Here is a 24858-nt window from a genome sequence, read left to right as displayed (position 1 = left end):
CTCTAAGCCACCCAGGCACGCCCGGTTCAGGCTGCGCCGTGTGCGAGGTGCCGCAAGGGCACCGAGCCGCTGCCGATACCGCCGTGACGCTCCGGTTCGTGCGACTGAACGTTGGACGCCGCGGCGCTCGCCTCGGCGCCGGACAGGCCGCCGCAAGCACCGTCCTGACCGTCGGCTGCGCCGTCGGCCGTACCGTCGGTGGCGTCGCCCAGCACGGCCGCGAAAGCGGCCAACTGGTTGGCGTCGGGCAGCGGCGCCTTGAGCGCTGCCACCATCAGCGACGCAAGCCGTGCGATCAGTTGCAGATCGTTCATCGACTTGCCCTGCGAGAACTCAGTGATGAGGCTGTCGGTGTCCGTGCCGGCCAGCACGCCGGACAGCGCGCCGATGGCGAAGTGCAGACGCCAGCCGAGTTCGTCGCGCGGTAGATGCGGCAGCGCGCGCTGGAACGCATCGAAGAAGCGCTCGGCCACCAGTGCGTAGTGCCCGTTCAGGAAGTCGCGAATGAACGACGACGGATCGGTGTAAGCGCGCCCGAGCAGTCGCAGGAACGCTTTGCCGCCCACCCGCGGGTCGCGCGAGAGGCGCAACGCCGGAATGAACATCGCGCCGAGCACGTGTTCGCAGGTGAGCCGCGGGCCGAGCATCGCATCGAAGCGATCGAGCAGCTTGACCCGTTCCTGGTTGAGATGATCGAGGCGGCGCGCGAGCATCGCGTGAATCAGCGCTTCCTTACTGCCGAAGTGATAGTTGACCGCTGCGAGATTGACCTCGGCACGCGAGGTGATCTGGCGCAACGACATGGCCTCATAGCCGCATTCGATAAAAAGCGCTTCTGCGGCGTCGAGGATGCGTGACTTCGTGTCGCCGGTATGCCGGCCTGTCGTGCGAACTGCCATGTTGCGTCTCCCAATTGCCGGTCACCCGGCCGCAAACAAGCGATTCAAATGCGCATTTGAAACGCGCGTTTTTTTCAGGATAAGAAGAATCTGGATCATCGGGCAAGGGCTCTGTGTGGACTGACTCCTCTAAAAAGGCACCGCTGCATTGCATCAAAACATTTCGGGCGCCGAATAAAAAAGGCCGTTCCGATCGAAATCGGAACGGCCTCGTCATTACTGCCTGGCGTGGCGGCCTGTGGCCGCCTGTATGTATTTCGTACTGCTCGCGTTCGTGCTGCGGGGTTGAATCCGCGTCAGGCCGCTTTAAACCGCGGCGACCTCTTTGGCAGATTGTGTCATATCTATGCCTCGACGTTCACGACTAAACGGAATCAGTACCGCAATTACCACGGCCACGATGCCGATGACCACCGCCATCACCATCGCATAGTTGTTGCCGTGCTGCTCGGCGAGGCCTGCTTGCAGCGGCGCGTTGACCGAGGCGAACAGGTTGCCGAGCTGGTACACGAGGCCCGGGAACGTGGCGCGGATTTCATCCGGCGAGATTTCGTTCAGATGCACCGGGATCACACCCCATGCGCCTTGCACCGAGATCTGCATCAGGAAGGCGCCCACTGCGAGCAGCACCGGCGTGGTCGAAAAGGCCCACACCGGCAGCACCGGCAGGGCGATCAGCGCAGCGATAAAGATGGCGCGCTTGCGGCCGATCTTCTCCGACAGGAAGCCGAAGAACAGCCCGCCGCAGATGGCGCCGATATTCAGCACGATGGAAATCAGCGAGACCGTATGCGCGTCGAAATGATGCTGTTCGCGCAGGAAGGTGGGGTACAGGTCCTGCGAGCCGTGCGAGAAGAAATTGAACGCGGTCATCAGGACGATCGCGTAGATCGACAATGTGACGTTCTTCTTCAGCGTGGCCAGCAGCCCCGGCCGTGCGCGCTTTTCCAGTGTCTTGAATGCCGGCGACTCAGGCACATGCGCGCGCACGTAGAGGACCAGCAGCGCGGGCAGCACGCCGACCATGAACATGCCGCGCCAGCCGATGTACTGGTACAGCACCCCGAATACTACCGAGGCGAGCAGATAGCCGCTTGGATAGCCGGCTTGCAGCAGACCGGAGACGATGCCGCGCGATTTGGCCGGCACGGTTTCCATGGTCAGTGCGCCGCCGACACCCCATTCGCCGCCCATGGCGATACCGAACAACGCGCGCAGCACGAGCAGGGTGGTGAGGTTAGGCGAGAAACCCGATAACAGTTCGAGCAGCGAATAGCACGCGATGTTGACCATCAGCGTGGGGCGGCGGCCGAATTTATCGGCGAGCCAGCCAAAAATGAGCGCGCCGACCGGGCGCATCATGAGACTCAACGTGATCCCAAAGGCGACGGTCTTCACGTCGGTACCGAACTCGCTCGCGATATCTTTCAATATGAACACCATTAGAAAGAAATCGAATGCGTCCAGTGTCCATCCCAGGTACGCCGCAATCGTGACGTTTTTCTGTTCCCGAGTCCAACTCATGTGTTTTTTCTCCAAGTCTCCGAACAACCCGTGCCTTACGGCGGGCCGCTTTGCGACCCGCACGCCCCGTGGAGCGGGCTTCGGGGGAGTGTACGCCGACCGTTAAGCGTCTGCATGCTTGAAATGCGCTTTCTCAGTACATGTCCCTAAGTGCGGACGGCGCGGACAGCGAGATGGAGGACCGATTGTCGGCTATATGTAATGAATGCTGCGGCGGTGTTATTGAATTGTTTGTAAGGCGTAATGCTATTGTTTGGTGTCGATTTCGACACCCGACGCCGCCAGGTTCGCGACGATGGCATTCACATGGCTTCCCGATCGGGCGACACACACCACCTTGCCGATGCGATCGGCGTTGGCGGCGCTGTTGCAGACATAGAGCGTCTTGAAGTCGGGGAGAATCTCGAGAAAGGTGTAGCGGCTATCTCCGGTATCCGATTTTCGAACGTACACATCCGGCATGCCGAAATCGTTGCGCAGGTAATTCTCCAGCAGGACGGGATAGTCCGGCTTGTTCCGGTTGTTCGCCACGAAGAAGTCATTGAGGCCGAGGGTGTCGAAGAATTTCTTGCCCGAATAGGCGGCCAGTTTGCCGGCTTCGGGCGAGGCAATGCTGATGCCGTCGATGGTGCCCAGTTCCTTGCCGATATCCGCGAAATCCGTATGGTCGACTCTGAGCATCTGCGCTTCCCGTTTGCCGGCAAATAGCAGGGTGGTATTGCCGATGGCGAGAAGCAGCCCGATCGAAAAGATCAGGATATGGGCACGTCTCGCAGGGACACCGGCTTTCACGATGAGGTCGAAGAAATGGACGATCGCAAACGAAAGCCCGATCAGCAAAGGCAGTTGAAAGCGGTAGGCAACGTCCATGATGGGCAGGACGGAACACAGATAGGCAAAGTAGATCGCACAGGCGCCGTAGACGGGGAGGTATTTCTTCGATTCCTGCAGGTCGAGCGCGATCATGGGAATCAGCGCCAGCAGGATCAACGGCAGCAAATAGCTGAGAAATCCCAGTTGGGAACCGAGGATGAAATTGTATTGCGACAGGGGCAGGCGCCCGAGCAACAGGTCGCTGAGCGCAAACTTCAGGCTGGCCGACAACGGCAATGCCGTGCCCGTAGCGATTTTCGCCAGAAATAGCGAGAGGACCCCTGTCACGAGCGCGCCCAATAGCAACGCGAGTCCATTCCTGATCCGCAGGGTATTGCCTTCCGAATTGAGTGCGAAAGCAATGACGAATAGCGAAATGGGAAATAAAGGCAAATCCGGTCTGATCAATGCGGTGAATCCGGAGAATAAGCCGAGCCCAATGGCTTCCTTGAACGAGCCGCGACAAAACCGCAGCAGATAAATGGAAAGCGCCACGAAAAATAGTGTGATGGAGGTTTCAAGTCCATTCGCCGAGGTCCTCGTAAAATACGGGCTCGAAATGATCGGGATCAGGGCGCATACCGCCACCCAGCGGTTATTCCGGTTGAAGTTGCGCAGCGTCGCGGCGTACACCACCAGCAGCGTCAGGAGGGCGAAAATCAGACCCGTGTACGAATTGACGGCGATGACGTTGAAGCGGGTCAGGCGCGCCACCAGGGTGACCAGCGTGACCCAGGCGATTCCGGTGGTGCCCTGCACCGGCGCGGAGTCCCGGTTCCATTCGAACATGAAGCCATCGACGCCGTTCTGCGCATAGCGATGCATGATGTAGCTATCTTCGAAATCTGCCGGAAAAGGCATGAATGAGCAGGTCATCCAGAGATAGGTCATCAACGCCAGAAACAGCAGCGCATAACTCAAATGTTTCGGTTTCATTTTTAAATTTACGCTCTCTGTTTTGACCTGCGAAATTCGACCCGCGTGTCGAATGCCGTCCGGCGGAGGGGAAAAGCAGCACGCCATTGAATGGCTGACAATCTGCTTTCAAATCCAGTCTCTCGTGCGTTCTCTTCCGGTTCGAAGACCGTGCTGCACCACGCTAGTCGTGCTGCATGCAATTGTTACGGGGAAATCTAGCAGTACCGGAACGTCTACTATGTGCGTTGGGCAACGCGTATAAATCGCAGGCGATAAAAGGCTTTGATATAAGCAATTTGAAAGTAATTGGCGGAGAAAATGGCGGATATTGACTTGCTGTCGACATATCGTGGCCGAGGCTGCAAGCGCAGCCGCGCGGTCGCAGCAGGCGCGCCATATATTCAGCTAACGCATCAGTCGAGTCGAAAAATCAATTTGCCTCATGATGCTGTGCGCCATAACATGGCGTAATCCTGAAATTAGCCTCCATCGCCCGCCATCATGCCGCTTACCACGCCCACCCGATCGACTCCTCGCGAGCCCGTGACCTCCGAGCGTAGCCCGCTCACCGTGTTCATTGCCGTTACGCTGCTGACCGGAGTCGGCGCGGGTCTCGGCGGCATGCTGCTGGCGTTGTTGCTGCACTGGATCCAGCACGTCGCGTACGGCTACAGCATCGACCACGTCATCAGCAGCGAGAGCTTTCTGGACGGCGTGAGCGGTGCGGCCCCCGAGCGGCGCGTGCTGGTGCTGGTGATCTGCGGGCTGGTCGCCGGTCTCGGCTGGTGGGCGCTGTATCGTTTTGGACGGCCGCTCGTCAGTATCAAGAAAGCGGTGAAGTCGGACGATCCGCGCATGCCCGTGGTCAGCACGGTCGTGCATGCGGTGCTGCAAATCGTGACCGTCGCGCTGGGCTCGCCGCTTGGCCGCGAAGTGGCGCCGCGCGAAATCGGCTCGGTGTGGGCCGGCTGGCTATCGCATCGCGCGGGGCTGTCCGCCGCCGAAAGCCGCATCATGGTGGCGTGCGGCGCCGGTGCGGGTCTCGCCGCGGTGTACAACGTACCGCTCGGCGGCGCGGTGTTCGTGCTCGAAGTGCTGCTGGGCACGTTCGGCTGGGCGGCGCTGGTGCCGGCGGTAGCGACCTCGGCGATTGCCGCGATCGTCGCGTGGATGGGTCTCGGCAACGAGCATCAATACACGGTCTCGCCGTTGATGCTGAGCACGCCACTGGTCGTGTGGTCGGCGTTGTGCGGTCCGGTTTTCGGCGTGGCGGCGTGGGGCTTCACGCAGTTGACCACACGCGCCCGGGCGCAGGCGCCGAAGGACTGGCGGCTGCCGGTTCTGGCGCTGCTCAATTTCGCCATCATCGGTGGACTCGCGATTGCGTTCCCGCAGTTGCTGGGCAACGGCAAGGGGCCGGCCGGTCTGTCGTTCAATAGCGAACTGACCATTGGACTTGCGGCGGTGCTGCTGGTGCTCAAGGTGGCCATCACGGCGGGCAGCCTGCGCGCGGGCGCCGAAGGCGGCCTGCTCACGCCGGGCATCGCCAACGGCGCGCTACTCGCAATCGTGCTCGGTGGGGTGTGGAATCTGATCTGGCCGGGGACGTCGTCGGGCGCGTTTGCGGTTGTCGGCGCGGCGGCTTTTCTTGCCGCCTCGATGCAGATGCCGTTGACCGCCGTCGTGCTGATCGTCGAATTCACCCGCGTGAATCACGACTTCCTGATTCCGATTCTGTTTGCAGTGGCCGGTTCGGTGTCGACCTTCAAGCTGCTGGCGAAGGCGTGGGCCGCGCGCAGTGCGACGAGCGCGACGCCGGTGGCCAAGCCTGCGGGTGCGGCGCTGGCGCGAAATACCGTGGGGGGGAATTGAGGAGGAGGCGCGAGGAGGAGACGCGGAGGCACTGACTCGCGCGGGATCAATTTACGCAATATCAGCGCCATGCACTCGCTGCAGCACTGCAGCGACGGATGCAAGTGCCCGGGAGTTTGGCTTGGACCAACCGGGCACGGACCGTAGAAAACAAAAAACCCCGCATGCTCATCGCCTTGCGGGGTGTTTCGTTTTTGCCTGAAGAGGGGTGGTGCCCAGGAGAGGACTCGAACCTCCACGATGTTGCCACCGCTAGGACCTGAACCTAGTGCGTCTACCAATTCCGCCACCTGGGCACGTCTTCAAGCTAGACCGCTATTTTAACGGGATGATTTAGCGTGTCAATGGGGACTTCAACAATCGCTTCATTAAACCGTTCGGATCTTCATGCATCGAATCGAGTTCAATACTGACTTCCCGCCCTGCCGATACTCCGCCATCTGTTCGAAACACGTTCGAACCCACAGCAGAGCCTTACATAAAAAGTAAAGCCGCTCGGAAGCGGCTTTACTTTTGAATCTGGTGCCCAAGAGAGGACTCGAACCTCCACAGTGTTGCCACCGCTAGGACCTGAACCTAGTGCGTCTACCAATTTCGCCACCTGGGCAGGTGTCTGTACAGCAGAGACCGCCATTATAGCGACAGATTCAGGCCTGTCAAGCATTTCGGGAAAGCCGCCAAAGGCGCGCCGATTGTGCCGCTGAGCGCCTGTTGACGCGGCGCGTGGCGCGCAATACGGGTGTTAGAATGCCTCGCAGTAGTTCGTTGGCACGGTGCACAAGCCCGTCGGACTCAGCCTTGAACGAGCCAGACCCGAGCAGTCAATCGCAGGTGCAACAGAGCCGCGTCATTACGCCGACCGACGTCCATGCAACGAGAAAAAATCATCGACAAGCCCTTGAGCAAATATCCGTACCCGATTCCGAGCCGCGAAGAAATCCTCGGCGTGCTACGCACGAGTGAAGCGCCGCTTGCAGCGAACGACATCGCCGAAGCCTTGTCGATCAAGCGCCAGGAGCGCGAAGGATTTTTCAAGCGTCTGGCGGCAATGGAGCGCGATGGCCAGATCCGGCTCGATCAGCGCAATCATTACCAGCTTACGCATCCCTCCAATTTCGTCGGCGGCCGCGTGCAGGGCCACCGCGACGGCTACGGGTTTCTCGTGCGCGACGACGGCCAGGACGACCTGTTCCTGCCCACCGGCGAGATGCAGAAGGTCATGCACAACGACCGCGTGCTCGCGCGGATCGTCGGCTATGACCGGCGCGGCCGGCCCGAAGGCCATATCGTCGAAGTCACGGACCGCGCCAACAAGCGCGTGATCGGCCGCCTGCTCAACGAGAACGGCGCCCTGATCGTCGCGCCGGAAGACAAGCGCATCGGCCACGACATTCTGATCACGCAAAACACCAAGAAGGCCAAGGTCGGCCAGGTGGTGGTGGTCGAACTGACGGATTTCCCGAGCCGCCATTCGCAGCCGCTCGGCCGCGTCGTGGAAGTGCTGGGCGATATCGACGACCCGGGCATGGAAATCGAAATCGCCGTGCGCAAGTACGGCGTGCCGCACGAGTTCAGCCAGGCCGCGCTGGATGACGCCGCGCGACTGCCGGACGAAGTGCGTCCCACGGACATCCGCCATCGTGTCGACCTGCGCGATGTGCCGCTCGTCACGATCGACGGCGAAGACGCCCGCGACTTCGACGATGCGGTGTACTGCGAACCGGTGGCGGTCGGCAAGGGCGAGGGCTTCCGCCTGATCGTCGCCATCGCCGACGTCTCGCACTACGTGCATCCGAAGAGCGGCCTCGACGTCGATGCGATCGAGCGCAGCACCTCGGTCTACTTCCCGCGCCGCGTGATCCCCATGCTGCCGGAGAAGCTGTCGAACGGGTTGTGTTCGCTGAATCCGCACGTCGACCGCTGCGTGCTGGTGTGCGACATGGTGATCACCGCGCGCGGCGAGATCAAGGCGTATCAGTTCTATCCGGGCGTGATGCATTCGTCGGCGCGCCTGACCTATACCGAAGTCGCCGCGGTGCTGAAGAACACCAAGGGCCCCGAAGCGACCCGTCGCGCGGCCTTGCTGCCGCAATTGCAGAACCTGTACGGCGTCTACAAGTCGCTGTTCGCCGCCCGGCAAAAGCGCGGCGCGATCGACTTCGACACTACCGAGACCTACATCGTCTGCAATGCGCAGGGCAAGATCGAGCAGATCATTCCGCGCACCCGCAACGACGCGCACAAGCTGATCGAAGAATGCATGCTGGCCGCCAACGTCTGCGCGGCCGACTTCATGAAGCGCAACAAGCACCCGGGCCTGTACCGCGTGCACGCGGGGCCGACGACCGAGAAGCTCGAGAACCTGCGCACCTTCCTGCGCGGCATGGGCCTCACGCTGGGCGGCGGCGACTCGCCGCATGCGAGCGACTACGCCGCGCTGATGGCGCACATTCGCGACCGGCCCGACGCGCAGATGCTGCAGACCATGCTGCTGCGCTCGATGCAACAGGCCGTCTACAGCCCCGAGAACATCGGCCACTTCGGTCTCGCCTATGAAGCGTACGCGCACTTTACGAGCCCGATTCGCCGCTATCCCGATCTGCTGACCCACCGCGCGATCTACGCGATCCTGCAGGGCCGCAAGTACACGCCGGAGGCGCCGCACGGCGTCGATCTGAACACAGCCTTGTCACCGCGTGCCCGCGCCATGCAGCAGGCCGACGACGAAAAACGCGGTCGCACGCGTTCGAACAACGTGGCGATCTGGGAAGAGCTCGGCCTGCATTGCTCGGCCAACGAGCGCCGTGCCGACGAAGCCTCGCGCGACGTCGAAGCGTGGCTCAAGTGCTACTTCATGCGCGACAAGCTCGGTGAAGAATACGGCGGCATGGTGAGCGGCGTGACGTCGTTCGGCATCTTCGTGCAGCTCGACGCGCTCTTCATCGAAGGCCTCGTGCACGTCACCGAACTCGGCTCCGATTACTTCCAGTACGACGAGATCAAGAACGAGCTGCGCGGCGAACGCACGGGTATCCGCTATCGTCTGTCGGACCGCGTGCGCGTGCAGGTGAGCCGCGTCGATCTGGATGCGCGCAAGATCGATTTCCGGCTGGTGCGCGATACGCCGATCAAGTCGCCGGGCTCGCGTGCGCCGCTCGCCGACAAGGCCGTCGCCGAAACCGGCGGCGCGCGGGTGCGCTCGCTGCCGCCGGCAGAAGGCGGTGCGGGGGCGCGCCGTAAAAAGGCGGCACCGGCGCCGACGCTGGCAGTCAAGGAAGCACGCGCGGCACGCGGTGCGGCCAAGAAGCATGGCGCCTCGGCCAAGTCCACGTCGTCGTCGAAGCCACAGACGCGCAAGAAGCGCTGAGCGCGCGCGGCGGGCCGCCTGCCGGCGGCTGCGCTGCGGCGCCTGGCGTGCAGCGGGTTCACCGCGCGCAACGGGTACATGTCCATGTGCCGGTTGCGCGCGGTCTGCATTTGATTTGTCTTTATCCCAGTAGCGCATCCGCATGGCGGAGCGCTCAATCAAAGGTTGTTTCAGTCATGTCACGTCTCAAGGTTCTATACGGTTTTCACGCAGTGACCGCACGTCTGCGCCACGATGCTGCAACGGTCGAAGAGGTGTATTACGACGCGACGCGCAAAGATCGCCGCATGACGGAGTTCCTGCATGCCGCGAAGGAAGCGGGCGTGCGTCTGATCGCGGCTGACGAAACGCGTCTGTGGGGCCTCGCGCACACCGAGCGGCATCAGGGCGTCGTGGCGCGCGCAGGCGACCTGCCGCTCGCGCAGAATCTCGCGGAACTGCTGGACGGCATCGCCGGTTCGCCGCTGATTCTCGTGCTCGACGGCGTGACCGATCCGCACAATCTCGGCGCGTGTCTGCGGGTCGCGGATGCGGCCGGCGCCCACGCTGTGATCGCGCCGCGCGACCGGGCGGTCGGCCTGAACGCCACCGCAGCGAAAGTGGCGAGCGGCGCTGCCGATACGGTGCCGTACATCACCGTCACGAATCTGGCGCGCGCCCTGCGCGAGCTCAAGGATGCCGGCGTGTGGGTGGTCGGGACGGCCGACGAAGCCACCGCAAGCCTCTACGACACCAAGCTCGACGGTCCGGTTGCGCTGGTGATGGGCGCGGAAGGCGAGGGCATGCGCCGTCTCACGCGCGACACCTGCGATATCGTGATGCAGATTCCGATGGCGGGTAGCGTCGAGAGTCTGAATGTGTCCGTGGCGAGCGGCGTGTGCCTGTACGAAGCGGTGCGGCAGCGCTCGGTCAAGAAATAGCCGGCTGCGCTCGCGGCCGTCTTTAGCGGACTTGCCGGATAAACCGGGGCGGCGCATGCTACTCCGGTAAACTTGCGGTTTTTCCGCCTCTCTGCAATTTCCATGACTCAAGACGAACTCAAGCAACTGGTCGGCCAGGCCGCCGCCGACTATGTGAATGCGAACGTGCCCGAAGGCGCCGTAATCGGCGTCGGCACCGGCTCGACGGCGAACTGTTTCATCGACGCGTTGGCCGCGACGAAGCATCGCTATCGCGGCGCGGTGTCCAGCTCGCTCGCCACCACGACGCGCCTGCAGTCGCATGGCTTCAAGGTGCTCGACCTAAACGAAATCGATTCGCTGCCGGTGTATGTCGACGGCGCCGACGAGATCGACCATAGCGGCGCAATGATCAAGGGCGGCGGCGGTGCGCTCACGCGCGAGAAGATCGTCGCATCGGTGTCGGACGTGTTCGTCTGCATCGCGGACACCACCAAGCGCGTCGACGTGCTCGGCCAGTTCCCGCTGCCGGTGGAAGTGGTGCCGATGGCGCGCACCGCAATCGGCCGCCGCGTGACGGCGCTGGGCGGCGTGCCGGTGGTACGCGTGACGAAGGACGGCGCACCGTTCATCACGGACAACGGCAACGAGATCATCGACATCAAAGGTCTGAAGATCGGCGATCCGCGCGCGCTCGAAGCGCAGATCAATGCGTGGCCGGGCGTCGTGACCGTGGGCCTGTTCGCAGGACGCGGAGCGAATCTGTGTCTGCTCGGTACCGACACCGGCGTCGAGACGATCCAGTATCCGCGGGACTGAACCCGGGTCTTGCCGGCAACGCGCGCCGTCGAATGCCGCGCGTTGCCGTTGTACTTTGCAACGCCTTGACGGGACATCGCGCTGCGTCATCCACACATGCCTCCGCGCACGCCGCGCATTTTCGCTTCGCCTGACATCCACTTCACGCAACCCCTGACGTGACGCTAAACACGCGACGCGTGCCGCGTGCCGCATTCACCGCGCTTCAGCAAGCTTGCACGCTTTGACGATTGTCGCGCGTGGAGTGTGGTCGTGCGCACGCACGCCCGGAAACGCTGCCCGTACACTGCTTTTCATGGCCGTGGGCCGTCTTCTACAGGTGTCGACATTATGAAAGTGGCGATCGTGCACGACTGGCTCGTCGCGCCAGGCGGCGCCGAGAAAGTACTGGAGCAGATCATTCAGTGCTTTCCCGATGCTGACCTGTTCAGCCTCGTCGACTTTCTCGAAGACCGCGCGCCGGTGTGCGGCAAGCCTGTGACGACCTCGTTCATCCAGCATCTGCCGTTCGCGCGCCGCCGCTATCGCGCCTATCTGCCGCTCATGCCGCTGGCGATCGAGCAGCTCGATCTGTCCAGCTACGACCTCGTCATCACGAGTTCTTATGCGGTCGCCAAGGGCGTGCTGGTCGGTCCGGATCAAACCCACGTGAGCTACGTGCACTCGCCGATGCGTTACGCGTGGGACCTGCAGCATCAATATTTACGTGAAGCGCGACTCACGCGCGGCCCGCGTTCATGGGCCGCGCGCGCGCTGTTGCATTACCTGCGCGGCTGGGATTCGCGTTCCGCGAACGGCGTGGACCGTCTGATTGCCAACTCGCAATTTGTGGCGCGTCGCGTGATGAAAACCTATCGGCGCGACGCGGCCGTGATTCCGCCGCCCGTCGACGTCCACAAGTTCGATCTGTGTGTACAGAAGGACGATTTCTATCTGACGGCATCGCGCCTCGTGCCGTACAAGCGGATCGACCTGATCGTCGAAGCCTTTACCGCGACGCCGCACCGCAATCTGGTGGTGATCGGCGACGGTCCGGAGATGGCGGCGATCCGCAGCAAGGCAGGGCCCAACGTGAAAATTCTTGGCTATCAAGCTTTCGCTGTACTAAAGGATTACATGCAGCGCGCCAAGGCCTTCATCTTCGCGGCTGAAGAAGATTTCGGCATTGTGGTGATCGAAGCCCAGGCGTGCGGCACGCCCGTGATTGCGTACGGCAAGGGCGGTGCGCTCGAGACGGTCGTGCCGCTCGGCGAAGCCCGCCCGACTGGCGTGTATTTCGCACGCCAGACGGTCACGGCGATTCTCGACGCCGTCGAGACCTTCGAACGGCAACGGTCGCTGATTACGCCGGCGGCTTGCCGCGCGAATGCCGAGCGGTTCTCCGCGGCGACGTTCCGGCACTCGTTCATGATCGAAGTGACCCGGACCATCGCCGCGGCAGCGGGGCCGCGCACGCGTGTCGAACGCGTGCAGGCGGATCTCGCATGGCCCGGCGACGCAGTGTCTCGCTAATGCTTTACCGCATGAGTGCAGTCAGACAGGTGTGCTGAGTCTGCGTCATCGTAGTAGGAGGGGAACAATGCGCGGCGATCGGCCGCTGCTTGCCGGGGCCATCCGCCCTGGCGGACGGCGGCGCTTCGCCGCGTATTGCAGCACGCCATTCAATAAGACTTTCGAACAGGGATAATCGAAGCACATGAACGCCGATCGCCTTTCGGGACATTTCCCCGACATCATCGAAGCCTGGGCTGCCTTGCAGCAAACCGTCTCTATCAGGCCGATTCGCAACGAGAAGGACTACCAGACGATGCTGCAGCTCTCGAGGGAGCTCGCCACGCATCTGAACGGCGACGCGCAGAGCGCGCTCGACGATCTGCACGGCGTGCTCGTCACGTTGATCGAGGCGTGGGAAACGCGTGTGGTCGCCATGCCCAAAGCGGAGCCGCGCGAGGTGCTGCGCCATCTGCTGGAGACGCACGGTCTCAAGCAAAAGGATCTGGCCGGCATTGCTTCGCCGACGGTCGTCAGCGATATTCTCGCTGGACGCCGGGCGATCAGCAAAAACGTCGCCAAGGCGCTTGCCGCCCGATTCCATGCGGACGTGAGCGTGTTTCTTTGAGGCGCTGAGACGCGGGTTTGACCGTCGTTCGGGTTTGGGTTTGAGGTTGCCTGACGGCTCGATGCATCGAAAGACCGCGCGGTTGCTACGCGCGGTTTTTTCGTTTTCTATGGAAGTTCTGGCGAGGTGCAGCAGTCCCCACTGCGATAGAGCGGAGTGCTGACGAAAGCGTGAAGCAATGGGGGAGGCTGAAGCCGGACTGCAGAAATCAAACCGCCCGCCGGAACTGACGACGGGCAGCGAGTGGTGATCCGTTCGCTAGATGGTGCGGGTTCTTGCTCGCCGCTCAGATGGCAAACAGCATGCACAGTCCGCACAATCCGATCACGCCCACACTGACACGATCCTTGAAGGCGAACACAATCGGGTCGTCGTGCATCTTGCCGCGAAACGCAAACATCCAGATGCGGCTGACCCAGTAGAGCGTCAGCGCAAACACGGCCCACAGTGCCGGCGGATGACGGTACAACTGCTTGAGTTCCGGCGAGTTCAGATAGAGCGCCAGCACCAGCACGGCGAGGTAGGCCGACGAGGTGCCGAACGAACGGAGAATCGACAGGTCCTGCGTGATGTACCCGCGTCCGGCGGCTTCCACTTTGCCGTCGCGCAGGATCGCGTCGAGCTCAACATAGCGCTTGACCATGGCGAGGCTCAGGAAGATCGGCACGCAGAACAGGATCAGCCAGTACGACAGCGTGATGCCATTGGCGGCGCCGCCGGCAATGACGCGCACCGTGTACAGGCAGGCGAGGGCGAACACGTCGATCAGCGCCATGCGTTTGAGCGCGAACGAGTAGGCCAGCGTGGCGACGAAGTAGGCCGCCAGCACGGCGCCGAAGCGCCACGGCAGCAACACTCCGATCCCCACCGAGGCGGCCAGCAGCAACACGGTCAGCACCGCGCCGAACGACAGCGGCAGCTTGCCCGAGGCGAACGGCCGGTTGCGTTTGCGCGCATGCCGGCGGTCGGCGTCGAGATCGAGCATATCGTTGAGCAGATACACGGACGACGCACACAGGCTAAACGACAGGAATGCCAGGCAAACTGCGACGATCGAAGGGAGGTCGAAGCGGTGGGCGGTCAGGAGCGGCACGAACACGAGCACGTTCTTGACCCACTGGTGTACGCGCATTTCCTTGAGCACCAGCGGCAACAGACGGCGCTTTTGCTCGAAGAAGATGATCGCCGCGTTGACCTTGCGCGCGGCGGCCGCGATGTGCTTGTCGCCGACCACAATGGCGCGGCGCGACTGGCGCCACACCGGCACGTCGGCCATCGCATCGCCGCAGTAATCGAAGCCGCCGTCGCCGAACTGGTCGACCAGCGCTTGCGCTTTGCTGCGGCCAAACAGGTTGCGGTCCTCGGTGCTCGCCAGCACGCCGGTAAACAGGCCGAAGTGCGCTGCAATCTGGGTGGCGAGACGTTGATTGGTGGCGGTGCACAGATAGAGGTGCCGTCCGCTCGAATGTTCGTCGCGCAGATATGCGACCAGCTCGGTGTTATACGGTAGGACGCCGACATCGATCGTCACGCGGCGGGCAATCTGTTCTTTCAGATACGCGCGTCCGTGCAGCAGCCAGCCGATGCACAGGAAGATCGCAAAGGGGTTCTGCTTGAAGAGGACGAAGAAGGCTTCGAAAAGCAGATCGGTGCGTGTGAGCGTCCCGTCCAGATCGACGCATAACGGAACCGAATTGACTGCCGGGGTTGCCATGACCAATCTCCGCACCGGGGGAACAGATAGTCCGATCCGGTGCGATGCCGCAGCCGTATCAGCAGGTGGCGGGACGAACCAGCGTGGTCCGAGCCTGAATGCATGCTATCGACGGCACGGATAAACCTCTGTGCGCCAGCGCACTTCGCGCTTACGCAAAAACAAATCGTTTGTCGAGGTGATACTTCGCGACGTAGCCGATGGCGAGTCCCAACGCGCCGCCGGCAAGTCGTGCGTTCTCCGTATGAAAAACTGCGCTTGCTGCGAACTCCACCGCCCAGAACACGAAGGTCGTACCGAGCCCCATCAGGACGTAGAGCGCAAAGGTGCGCGCGCCGTGCGCGACGCTGCGATGCTCGTAGCGAAAGATCCATGCCTTGTCGAGCAGATACTTGACGACAAGTCCGGCGCCCGTACCGACGCATACCGACAGCGGCACGGCAAACGCCGCCTGGTACACGAGGTAGGCGAGCTTCTGACTGCCCAGGTTCGAGGCCATCGAGATCGCCGCGAACACGGCATACCAGAAGACGAGGCGCGAGCGGCTCGCGGTCAATCCGCCGGCAGGACGGGCAGCGGAGCTCGAGGCGGGACTGTTCACAGCGAGATCCGCTTGAACACGAAGCCGGGCACCGAGCGGATCACGAACATGATTTGCGCCCAGAACCACGGGGTGTAGAGCGAATCCTTGCCGCGCGCGATGGCGCGCACGATGTCGGTGGCGACCCGTTCGGGCGTGGCGACGAGCGGTCCGGGCAGCGGCAGGCCGGCGGTCATCGGTGTGTTCACGAAACCCGGCTTGATGGTCAGCACTTTCACGTTGAATTTGAACAGGCGCGCGCGCAGTCCTTCGCAGAACGTCGTGACGGCCGCTTTGGCGGTGCCGTACACATAGTTGGAAGGCCTGCCACGGTCGCCGGCAACGGATGAAATCACCGCAATCGAACCGCTTTTCTGCGCTTCGAAGGTGCAGGCGAGCAGCGTGAGCAGGGCGATGGTGGAGAGCGCGTTGGTCGAGATCTCGCGTACGGTCGCTTCCGGATCGCGTTCGCAGACGGATTGGTCGGATAGCGTGCCGTGCGCCAGCAGCACGATGTCGATGCGGCCCATGGCGGTCAGACAGGCATCGAGCATCGGGCGATGCTGCGGGTAATCGTTGACGTCGAGCACGTAGGTGCCGACACTGCCCGCTCCACGCACCCGCAGATCCTGTGCGACGGCTTCAAGACGGGTCTCGTGACGTCCGGCGAGAAACAGGTTGGCGCCTTCCTTGACCCACTCGCGCGCGCACGCAACTGCAATCGCCGAGGAACCGCCGATGATCAGAATGTTTTTCATTGCTGTGTGGTCCGTTGCCAGAAACGCGACATCAAAGCGGGGTCGCGGAGTTGTTCGATTGCCTGCCACGCCGGATAGGCGGCGCGAAAATCCGCGCCGCTCATATGGGCGTCCTTGGCAGGATAGAGACGACCGCCTGCGTCGCGCACGATCGCGTCGAGCCTCGCGAACAGCGCCTGGTTCTTCGCTTCGTGTTGGGGAAAATCGAGCGCGAGCGAAATGCCCGGCATCGGGAATGACAGCAGTCCCGGCGAAGCGAGCGTGCCGCAGCGCTTGAGTACGGCGAGAAACGAACCGGAACCGCTCGACGCAATCGTCTGCAGGAAAGCGCGCAAGGCATCGCGCGCCGCCGTCTCCGGCACCACGAACTGGTATTGCTGGAAACCGAGGCGGCCATACATCCGGTTCCATTCGAGCAGGCTGTCGAGCGGATAGAAGTAGTCCGCGTAGTCCACCTCGGCGGTGCCTGCCCGGGCCGCCTGGCGGCGATAGTAGAGGGCGTTGAATGCCTTCAGCGTGACCCGGTTCACGGGCGACCACGGCAGCGCGAACGGCACCCGCCGCACGCGCCGTGCGTGGCTGGAATAGTGGCCGTCGGCCGCGTGATCCGCCGACATATAAATACCGCGTCCGAGCGAGGCGCCGCTGCTGAGGCAATCGATCCACGCCACCCCGTATTCGTGGGCCGGATCGAGTACCTGCGAGAGCGCAAGGAATTCGTCGAGGTTGTCGAACGGCAGCGTCTTGACCGTGAGGCGGCTCGAGCCGACCTTCAGCAACTGTATTTCGACCCACTCGACGATGCCGGTGAGCCCCAGGCCGCCGATCGTCGCGCAAAACAGCGCGGCGTTGTCATCGGCGGCGCATTCGAGCGGCGCCGAGTCTGAGCGCAGCAGCGAAAAACGCCGCACATGTCGCCCAAAAGTCCCCCGCACATGATGGTTCTTGCCATGCACGTCGTTCGCCAGCGCGCCGCCCAAAGTCACGAACTGGGTGCCGGGCGTGACCGCCAGCATCCAGCCGTGCGGGACCGCGAGCGCCAGCACTTCGCCCAGCGTCACACCCGCTTCGGCACGCAGCACGCCCGTGTTCCAGTCGGCGCTGATGAAGCGATCGAGACCGCGCAGCGTGACCACGTGGTCAGTCGCGGCGAGGCAACTGTCGCCGTAGCTGCGGCCGTTGCCGAACGGCAAGGTCGTGCCGAAGCGCGTGCCCAGTTCGCGCAATGCCGTCTGCGTGCTTTGGCGCCACGCCAGCGGATGGCTCGCCTGGGGGGCGTAAGGGTAGTGGCCCCACGAGAGGAGCTTGGAGACGCTCATTGGATGGCAGAACCGTAAGCAGCGTGAACGATGAGCCATCTTAGGTCTGCCCGCACGCAGGCCACCGTTGGCTAGTACACACACCGCGGCAGGACCCTGCAGGCGTGGGCGTAGGCGTGAGCCCTGGCTCAGGCGCTGGCGGGACTGGCGGCGTTCGTGATGGCCGCGACGCCGGTGGCGAGCGCGATGGTCCGCTTCATCTGCTCGAGGTAAGCCTCGACCGAGAACTGGCGGCTGACGTCGATCAGGGCCTGATCCGCGAGGCGCTGGGCGAGTTCGGGCGCGGCGTGCAGCGTTTCGATCGCATCGGCGAGCGCCTCGACATTGCCAGGCGGCACCAGCCAGCCGTTCTTGCGATGCCGCACGATCTCCGTCACGCCGCCGGCGGATGCGGCGATCACCGGCCGGCCCGCGGCCATGCCTTCGATGATCACGCGCCCGAACGGCTCCGGCTCGGTGGAGGTATGCAGGATCACGTCGACCGCTTTCATCCACGCTGGCATATCGTCGCGAAAGCCGGCGAAGATCAGGCGGTCTTCGACGCCGAGGCGCGCGGCCTGCTCGCGCAGCGATGCTACGTAGGCCTGTTCGCCGAACAGCGCCGAGCCGACCAGCACCAGATGCAGGTCGGGCAGCCGGGCGAGGGCCGCGAGCGCGATGTGCTGGCCTTTCCACGGCGCGAGGCGGCCAAACAGGCCGGCCAGGTAGACATCCTCGGGCAGTCCGAGGCGGCGGCGCAGCGTGCCGGTATCGGCATCGTCGACATGGCTGAACTCGTTCAGATCGACGCCGTTATGCACGACCGGCACGGCTTCCGGCGCGCAGCCGGTGAGCGCAACGAGCGAGGCCGCCGAAGCATGCGAATTGGCGACGACGTGATCGACCGCATAGCGCGTGAGCCACCTGACGATGAGCCGTTGCAGCGGCCCGAAGTGATCGCCCGACATGATGTCGTGCAGATGCCAGATGATCCGCTTGCGGTGCAGCGGCTTGCCGAGCGCACCGAGCACGAGCGCCTTCTGCGTGTTGAGAAACAGCACGTCGAACGACTCGGCATGCCGCGCAATGGTGCGGATTTGCCGCACGATACCCGGCAGCGCCATCAGCCAGTTCACATGCACCGCCCGCTTTCTGATGCCGGAAACGCGCGTGTCGCAGGCGACCCGTACCGGTACGCCGAGCGATTCGAGCCGCGTGCGAAACGGTCCATCGGAAAGCAACAGGACTTCGCGGCGGGCGGCCCAGGTGACGGCCAGCGGCAACAGCGAAAATTCGGCGCCCCCGAGTTGACCGCTCTGGTCCACGAACAGGATGCTCACGACTCTGCTTACGTCTGCTGGGTAGCTGGGCGCATAGAGCGGTGTCGCTTGAGAAGCGATCACCGGTGCGTTCGCTGGGGCGGTTGACTTCATCTGGGTTCCCGGGCGAGGGTTTGTTATAGAAGGGGGGACCGAATCGGCATTATTCGGGTTCGATACCTGTTTCAATGTGCCCGGACGCACTTACGGCAACTGACAAACGCATTACGGCGGCCCGACGATTCATAAGATCAAGCAGGGCGTTTGTCAATTCCAGCGCCATTGCCCGGGAAGGCGGCAAGTGTCGATATAGTCAGGACACTTATCTATCCTTGGGCCGGCGCGTCTGGAAGCGCGCCGAGCTGCCCCGAGAGATGTCTGCCGGGCTTGCCGGCAGCGCATCAATACGCCTGCGCGTTCACCGGAAATCCACGTCGGATGTTTGTCGCGCTGAGTGCGGCCGGCCACATAGAGAACGTCGCGTCGCGCGAATAATGTGTCTTTGGATTTTCTTGCCGCCCGGTCAATCGCAATGAACACCTCCGCATCTGCGGCCGCGAAGACAATCGCGTCCGACACTGTAGCGCCAGTATTCATGGGTAGACAGGCCGCCAGTCTGCCGGCCGGGGCCGGGACGCCGAGCGTCCTGTTTGTCGACCAGAGCGGCCAGCTCGGCGGCGCGGAAGTCTGTCTGTTGCCGCTCGCCGCGACGTGGGCCGCACGCCGCGAAGTGCTGCTGCTTTCCGATGGGCCATTTCGCGCGCGGCTTGAATCGCTCGACGTGCCGGTGCGGCTCGCGTGCGACGCGCGCGTCTCCGGCATCAAGAAGCAGGCAGCTCGCCTCAGTTGGCTGATGGCGCTGCCGGGCATCGTCCGACAGGTTCGCACGATCGCGACCCATGCCGAATCGTTCGACGTGCTGTTTCTCAATACGCAGAAGGCGCTCGTGCTCGGCGCCCTCGGCAAGCCGCTGCACCGCAAGCGGATCATCTGGCATCTGCACGACATCGTGTCGGGCGATCACTTCGGGCCGCTGCAGCGCTTTATCGTCAAGTGGCTCGCGCGCTACGCGGTCGATCAGGTGGTGGCCAACTCGCATGCTTCAGCGGCGTCGCTCGTCGCGCTCACCGGCTGCAAGCCGGCAGACGTGCCGGTGGTGCATAACGGCGTGGATCTGGACGAATTCAGCCGTGCGGACAACGACGATAGCGGCGCGCTGCGCCGCCGCCTGGGCCTGCCCGAGCACGTCTATCTGGCCGGCCTGTTCGGGCGCCTCGCGCCGTGGAAAGGTCAGCACATTGCGGTGGACGCGCTCGCACGGCTGCCCGGGCTGCACCTGGTGCTGGTGGGCTCGGCGCTGTTCGGCGAGCAAGCCTACGTCGAGTCGCTGCGCCAGCAGGCCGCGCGCCTGGGCGTCGCGGACCGCCTGATCTTCGCCGGCTTTCGCGACGACATGCCGGCCTGGATGAAAGCGGTGGACGTGATCCTGCATACGTCGACGGAGCCGGAGCCCTTTGGCCGCGTGATCATCGAGGGGATGGCCGCGGGCCGGCCGGTGATTGCGACGTCGGCCGGCGGCGTGAAGGAGATCGTGCGGCATCGCAAGAACGGCTGGCTGGTGGCGCCGGGCGATGCCGAGGCGCTGGCCGAGGCCATCGAAACGCTGCATGCGACGCCCGAGTTCGCACAACAGCTCGCCGCTCAGGCGCTGGTGGATGTGAAGCAGCATTTTTCCGTCGACGTCTATCTCGAGCAGATGACGCAGACCATTGCGGACGCGACCCGTTGATACGCCGCGCGCGCTCGCCGGGCGGACCAGTGTTCGGCATCGAACGATGCGCCGGTCGCGCTTCGCCTAGCATGTTCTGACGCGGCTGTTCCTGCCTGCCGAACGGAGACCACCATGAGCTTGCCTGGATTGCCGCGTGCGACGACGCGCTGGATCGTACTCCTGTGCGTCTACACGCTGGTCGCCAGCGCGTCGTATTGCGGCTTCTTCGCAAAGTATGCGCTGCGCGACGACTCGAAGAACGATGCGCTGACCCTGATGCTGGACGGCACGGCGGATCGTCCGTACGTGTATCGGCAATTGCTGCCGGCCACGGCCAATCTGCTCGAAGCGGCGCTTCCGCGCGCGGCCAGGCAGCGGTTCCTCGATCATTTGCAGGCAGACTATCCACAACACAACTGGCTGAGCAATACGTTCGTGCGGGCGACCGACGCCGCGAATCCGCACTACGCACTGCGTTATTACATGGTGTACGCCATGACGTTCGGCGCATTGCTGGGGGCGATGCTGATGCTCCGGCTGTTGTGCCTGCAACTCGTCGGCAACGAAATCGCGGCGACGTTGGCGCCGCTTGCCTTCGCGCTCGCGGTGCCTGTCGGCAATTTCTGGGACTTCCCCGAGCTGCTTTTCATGACCGTGGCCGTCTGGGTCGCCCTGCGTGCGAACCTGCTCTGGCTGCTGCCGCTCACGCTGGTTGCGACGCTCAACAAGGAATCGTTTCTGTTTTTCCTGATCGCGCTGTATCCGTTCGTCTCGATGCGGGTGTCGTCCCGATCGCGCGCGCTGCTCTTGCTCGGCACCTGCGTGGCGCTGGCCGCGGCGGTCAACCTCGCAACGAAACTGCACTACGCCGGCAATCCCGGCGAGCTTGCGCAGTTTCATCTCTGGGACAACCTGCGCTTTCTGGCCGATCCGCGTAACTACCTGCATGGCGAGTACACCTACGGGATCCTCTTGCCCAAGGGCTTCAATATTCTGCTGCTGTTTCTGGCGTTCGTCGTCGTGCGCGCCGGGTGGTCCGCGTTGCCGCCCGCTGCGCGGCACCATGCGCTGCTCGTCTGTGCGATCAATATCCCGCTGTACCTGCTGTTCGGCTATGGGGACGAAATTCGCGCCTTGAGCATGGTCGACGTCAGCGCCGCGCTGCTGATCTGCGGCGGCGTTGCGGGTTATGTGTCGCGTGCCCTGGAACCGGCGGCCGTGCCGGTTACGAAGCATCAGGCAGTCCCGCAGGCACGCAGACAGCCTGCGCTGGACTTGACCACAGATTCCTGAGCGCGCGGTAAAGAAGGGAAGGCGTACAGCGCGGGCGTTTTACTGCCGGCGCTGACCTGCTTCGTCAATTGTCGAGGTCTGCTTGAACATTCAGAGAAACCATTGGGCAGCCGATTCGCGGACCATGATAGGGGTCTGCTCGGTCGCGCTGCTCGTTTATCTGTTCATGGCGGCGGGCCACGCAATCTTTTGGGACCTGTCCGTCTACGAACGGGCAGTGCGCGATCTCGGCCTGGGTCTCGATCCTTACCGCACCGACGCCGGTCTGCCGTTTGTCTACCACCCGCTGGTGCTCGACGGGCTGTTCCTGCTGAACCGGCTTGTGCCGTTGCGCCTCGCGCTGGTGCTCGTCTATGCGCTCAGCCTCGGTTGGTTCTGCGTTGAAGCAGGCCGCTGGCTTCGTCTGCATGCGGACGAACCTACAGGCGCAGGCGCTGCCGCGCCGCAGCCAGCCGGACTGCTGTGCGGTGCCTCATCGTTCATGGCGGCCCTCGTTTTTGGCGGGGTCGGTGTCACGTCGATGCTGTCGGGAAACCTCACGACCTTCATGCACTTCGCGTTGATCGCGGCCTTCCTGATGGCGCAGCGAACGCATGGTCCATTCGCCCGATACGCCCCCATAGCGCTGGTTTTGCTGCTCTCGATCGTCAAGCCGTATTTCCTGCTGTATCTGTTGATCCCCGTGCTGCTGACGAGCGACAGGCGCGCGGAACTGCTCAGAGCCGCAGGGGCGCTCGCACTCTTCGGCGTAGCGTGGCTGTTTCTCGCGCATGCCGATCCGCAAGGCTATGCCGCATTTATGGCGGCGCTCAAGTATCAGTCGCTCGGCAAAAGCGATCTCGGCTATTCGTTTTTCGCGACGTTCATGCGTGTGGTTCATCACGCCTGGCTCGCGCTGGGCCTGCATGTCGTCGCCTCTGTGGTCTTCGTGATGCTTACGGTTGCGCTGTTCATGCGCAGGCCGGCGTCGGGCCGGTCAACGGGAGCGGCGTTCTTTCTGTTCTACATGGTTCTGACGTTAGCGAATCCACGTATGAAGGAGTACGATTTTTTCCCGGCCCTCGTCTGCTTCTTCATTTTTCTGCGCACGTTCTCGGCCAGAGCTGGCGCGATCATCTTCGTCGGTCTCGCGATTTCATGGATTCCGTTGCTGCTGAGCGGCGTCCGCGCCGCGGGGGTGACCTTCGTGACGCTATCGGGCGCGTCGAACACCTGGCAGATCGTTGGGCTGGCGGCGGTCGCGCTCACGTTGACGTTGACCACGTTCAGGGCGCGCCGGACGTGAGCGCATCGACCTGAGCGAACGGGTTCATCCGCATCGACACGTCACGTATGGCCTGCAATCAGGCTGTGTTCGGGATCGAACGATCGGTCGCGCCAGGTTCGCCTACCATGCTCTGAGATCACTTTCCTGCGTAGTTGGCATGCTGTTGCGCGTCCGTCGGCGCGACCGTTGCTGGCCTGCCTGCGGACACCGGCAGACAACACATGGAGTAGCCGAATTGGACTTGAGATTGCCAAAGAAGGGGTGGCGTACCGATCTGAGCGTGATGGCGATCTGCGCGCTGGGCCTGCTGGTCTATTTCTACACGCGGCCTACGCCCTTCCTGTTTTGGGACACCACCGTCTACGAGCGCGCGGTCGCCGACCTTGCCCGCGGCGCGAATCCCTACCGCATCGACGCAGGACTACCGTTCGTTTACCACCCGCTCGTGCTTGACGTGTTCGCCTGGCTGAACCGCGTCATCCCGTTAGGCGTGGCGCTGATTGCGTTATACGTGGCGAGCGTCGGATGGTTTGCGTTCGAGCTCGCCCTCTGGCTGCGCGCCGACGCTTCGAGGTCAGGCTCGGGCGCTGCGCGTCTCGTCGACCGCTCGCCGTGGCTTCGCGGCTGCGCGTCGGTCATGGCGGCGGCAGCCTTCGGCGGCGTGGGCGTCACGTCTACGATTTCCGGGAACCTGACGGTATTCATGCATTTCGCGCTGATCGCGGCCTTTTTGCGCAGCGGCCGCAGGGCAGGGTGGATGTCGAAGAACATGCCGCTGGCCCTGTTGCTGGTGTTCTCGATCATCAAGCCATATTTTCTGGTCTATCTGCTGGTGCCACTCGTCACCGCATGGCGCGGCTGGCGCGACCTCGTGCGCGTCGGGTCGGTCGTGGTGGGCTTCGCTTTGTCGTGGTGGGCCTTCAGCCGTATCGATCCGGTAGCGTATGGCGAATTCATGGAGACCTTGAAGTACCAGGTGCTGGATCGGGGCGACCTCGGTTATTCGTTCTTCTCGATCCTGGTCCATCTCATGCTCAACGACCGGCTGGCGCTAGCCATCCATGCAGTCGTGTCGCTGTCTCTGCTGGTACTGGTGACGGTGGCCTTTGCGGGAGAAAAGCCGCCGCCCGATCGTCTCGGGAGAGTCTTCTTTATCCTCTACATGGTGCTCACGCTGACCAATCCGCGGATGAAGGAATACGACTTCTTCCCGGGGCTGGTCTGCTTCTTCATCTTCTTGCGGGCCACGTCGAAGAGCGCGGAATGGATCATCCTCGCCGGACTGTGCGTCTCTTCCATACCGCTCGTGGTAGCCGGTTGCACTGCCGCGGGACTGGTCCTTCCAGGTCTCTATAGCGCGGCGAAAGCCTGGCAGATCGTGGGCCTGAGCGTGGCGACGCTGGCGTTCGCATGGACCCGCGTGCGGCCGCTCGGCCGCCGCCGCGCTTGCCCATAGCGTACGGCGATGCAGGTGGTGCAGCATCGGCCCAAAACGTGTGCGAACGTACTGTGCAGGGGCAACCCGCGTCATACATTGATGGACAACCGCTTGCAACCCTTCGTGCGAT

Annotated in this window: 18 protein-coding genes and 2 tRNA genes; 10 read left to right on the top strand and 10 right to left on the bottom strand. The window is 63.1% G+C overall.

Annotated elements, in window-relative coordinates:
* Positions 1-26 precede the first annotated feature (26 nt).
* The 3 genes from P3T42_RS03690 to P3T42_RS03680 all read right to left on the bottom strand — a co-directional run bounded on the left by P3T42_RS03690 (position 27) and on the right by P3T42_RS03680 (position 4319).
* On the bottom strand, positions 27-899 hold the full coding sequence (locus tag P3T42_RS03690) for a TetR/AcrR family transcriptional regulator (protein WP_429305197.1): 873 nt from the start codon (positions 897-899) through the stop codon (positions 27-29).
* Positions 900-1205: 306 nt separating this feature from the next.
* Positions 1206-2423 carry an MFS transporter gene (locus tag P3T42_RS03685; protein ID WP_074298234.1) on the bottom strand — a complete coding sequence of 406 codons (1218 nt, stop codon included), beginning with the start codon at positions 2421-2423 and terminating at the stop codon, positions 1206-1208.
* A gap of 246 nt (positions 2424-2669) precedes the next feature.
* Positions 2670-4319 carry a hypothetical protein gene (locus tag P3T42_RS03680; protein WP_429305196.1) on the bottom strand — a complete coding sequence of 550 codons (1650 nt, stop codon included), beginning with the start codon at positions 4317-4319 and terminating at the stop codon, positions 2670-2672.
* Between the two features lie 396 nt (positions 4320-4715).
* Here P3T42_RS03680 and P3T42_RS03675 point away from each other — a divergent pair, with 396 nt between their 5' ends.
* Entirely contained in the window at positions 4716-6086 is a 1371-nt protein-coding gene (locus P3T42_RS03675; protein WP_429305195.1) for a chloride channel protein, read from the top strand.
* A 209-nt stretch (positions 6087-6295) separates the two neighbouring features.
* Here the strand turns inward: P3T42_RS03675 and P3T42_RS03670 are convergent.
* Together P3T42_RS03670 and P3T42_RS03665 are read right to left on the bottom strand one after the other, a co-directional pair.
* Positions 6296-6382 (bottom strand) — tRNA-Leu (locus P3T42_RS03670).
* A gap of 224 nt (positions 6383-6606) precedes the next feature.
* A tRNA-Leu gene (locus P3T42_RS03665) sits at positions 6607-6693 on the bottom strand.
* 261 nt (positions 6694-6954) lie between these two features.
* Here P3T42_RS03665 and rnr point away from each other — a divergent pair.
* The 5 genes from rnr to P3T42_RS03640 all read left to right on the top strand — a co-directional run bounded on the left by rnr (position 6955) and on the right by P3T42_RS03640 (position 13290).
* A complete protein-coding gene (gene rnr, locus P3T42_RS03660; protein ID WP_074298240.1) occupies positions 6955-9453 on the top strand; it encodes a ribonuclease R in 2499 nt (832 codons plus the stop codon).
* 176 nt (positions 9454-9629) lie between these two features.
* A complete protein-coding gene (gene rlmB, locus P3T42_RS03655; RefSeq protein ID WP_074298242.1) occupies positions 9630-10373 on the top strand; it encodes a 23S rRNA (guanosine(2251)-2'-O)-methyltransferase RlmB in 744 nt (247 codons plus the stop codon).
* A 102-nt stretch (positions 10374-10475) separates the two neighbouring features.
* Entirely contained in the window at positions 10476-11171 is a 696-nt protein-coding gene (gene rpiA / locus P3T42_RS03650; protein ID WP_074298244.1) for a ribose-5-phosphate isomerase RpiA, read from the top strand.
* A gap of 330 nt (positions 11172-11501) precedes the next feature.
* The gene (locus P3T42_RS03645) at positions 11502-12683 is read left to right on the top strand and encodes a glycosyltransferase family 4 protein (protein ID WP_074298246.1); all 1182 of its coding nucleotides are present in this window, start codon (positions 11502-11504) and stop codon (positions 12681-12683) included.
* Between the two features lie 184 nt (positions 12684-12867).
* Entirely contained in the window at positions 12868-13290 is a 423-nt protein-coding gene (locus P3T42_RS03640; protein WP_074298248.1) for a helix-turn-helix domain-containing protein, read from the top strand.
* A gap of 286 nt (positions 13291-13576) precedes the next feature.
* Here P3T42_RS03640 and P3T42_RS03635 read toward each other — a convergent pair whose 3' ends face one another.
* From P3T42_RS03635 to P3T42_RS03615, 5 genes are all read right to left on the bottom strand, one after another.
* Positions 13577-15004 carry a UbiA family prenyltransferase gene (locus P3T42_RS03635; protein WP_074298250.1) on the bottom strand — a complete coding sequence of 476 codons (1428 nt, stop codon included), beginning with the start codon at positions 15002-15004 and terminating at the stop codon, positions 13577-13579.
* 151 nt (positions 15005-15155) lie between these two features.
* Positions 15156-15605, bottom strand: a complete 450-nt coding sequence (locus tag P3T42_RS03630) for a GtrA family protein (RefSeq protein WP_290439574.1) — start codon at positions 15603-15605, stop codon at positions 15156-15158.
* Complete coding sequence (locus P3T42_RS03625; protein WP_429305194.1) at positions 15602-16342, bottom strand: SDR family oxidoreductase; 741 nt, start codon at positions 16340-16342, stop codon at positions 15602-15604. The genes P3T42_RS03630 and P3T42_RS03625 overlap by 4 nt, the downstream gene beginning before the upstream one ends.
* Positions 16339-17661: an FAD-binding oxidoreductase gene (locus P3T42_RS03620; protein WP_074298256.1), complete on the bottom strand. Its 1323-nt coding sequence runs from the start codon at positions 17659-17661 to the stop codon at positions 16339-16341. The genes P3T42_RS03625 and P3T42_RS03620 overlap by 4 nt, the downstream gene beginning before the upstream one ends.
* A gap of 128 nt (positions 17662-17789) precedes the next feature.
* The gene (locus P3T42_RS03615; protein WP_429305193.1) at positions 17790-18980 is read right to left on the bottom strand and encodes a glycosyltransferase family 4 protein; all 1191 of its coding nucleotides are present in this window, start codon (positions 18978-18980) and stop codon (positions 17790-17792) included.
* Between the two features lie 574 nt (positions 18981-19554).
* Between P3T42_RS03615 and P3T42_RS03610 the strand changes: the two genes are divergently transcribed.
* From P3T42_RS03610 to P3T42_RS03595, 4 genes are all read left to right on the top strand, one after another.
* Positions 19555-20748: a glycosyltransferase family 4 protein gene (locus P3T42_RS03610; RefSeq protein ID WP_429305192.1), complete on the top strand. Its 1194-nt coding sequence runs from the start codon at positions 19555-19557 to the stop codon at positions 20746-20748.
* 114 nt (positions 20749-20862) lie between these two features.
* Positions 20863-22023 (top strand): hypothetical protein, encoded by a 1161-nt coding sequence (locus P3T42_RS03605; RefSeq protein ID WP_429305191.1) that lies wholly within the window; start codon positions 20863-20865, stop codon positions 22021-22023.
* An 82-nt stretch (positions 22024-22105) separates the two neighbouring features.
* Complete coding sequence (locus P3T42_RS03600) at positions 22106-23308, top strand: hypothetical protein (RefSeq protein WP_429305190.1); 1203 nt, start codon at positions 22106-22108, stop codon at positions 23306-23308.
* Between the two features lie 217 nt (positions 23309-23525).
* The gene (locus P3T42_RS03595) at positions 23526-24746 is read left to right on the top strand and encodes a hypothetical protein (RefSeq protein ID WP_429305189.1); all 1221 of its coding nucleotides are present in this window, start codon (positions 23526-23528) and stop codon (positions 24744-24746) included.
* Positions 24747-24858: the final 112 nt, after the last annotated feature.

This window comes from Paraburkholderia sp. GAS38 (assembly GCF_050434965.1).
Classification (GTDB): domain Bacteria; phylum Pseudomonadota; class Gammaproteobacteria; order Burkholderiales; family Burkholderiaceae; genus Paraburkholderia; species Paraburkholderia phenazinium_A.
The sequence above is the reverse complement of the archived record's forward strand: the minus strand, read 5'-3'. Positions and strand labels throughout refer to the sequence as shown.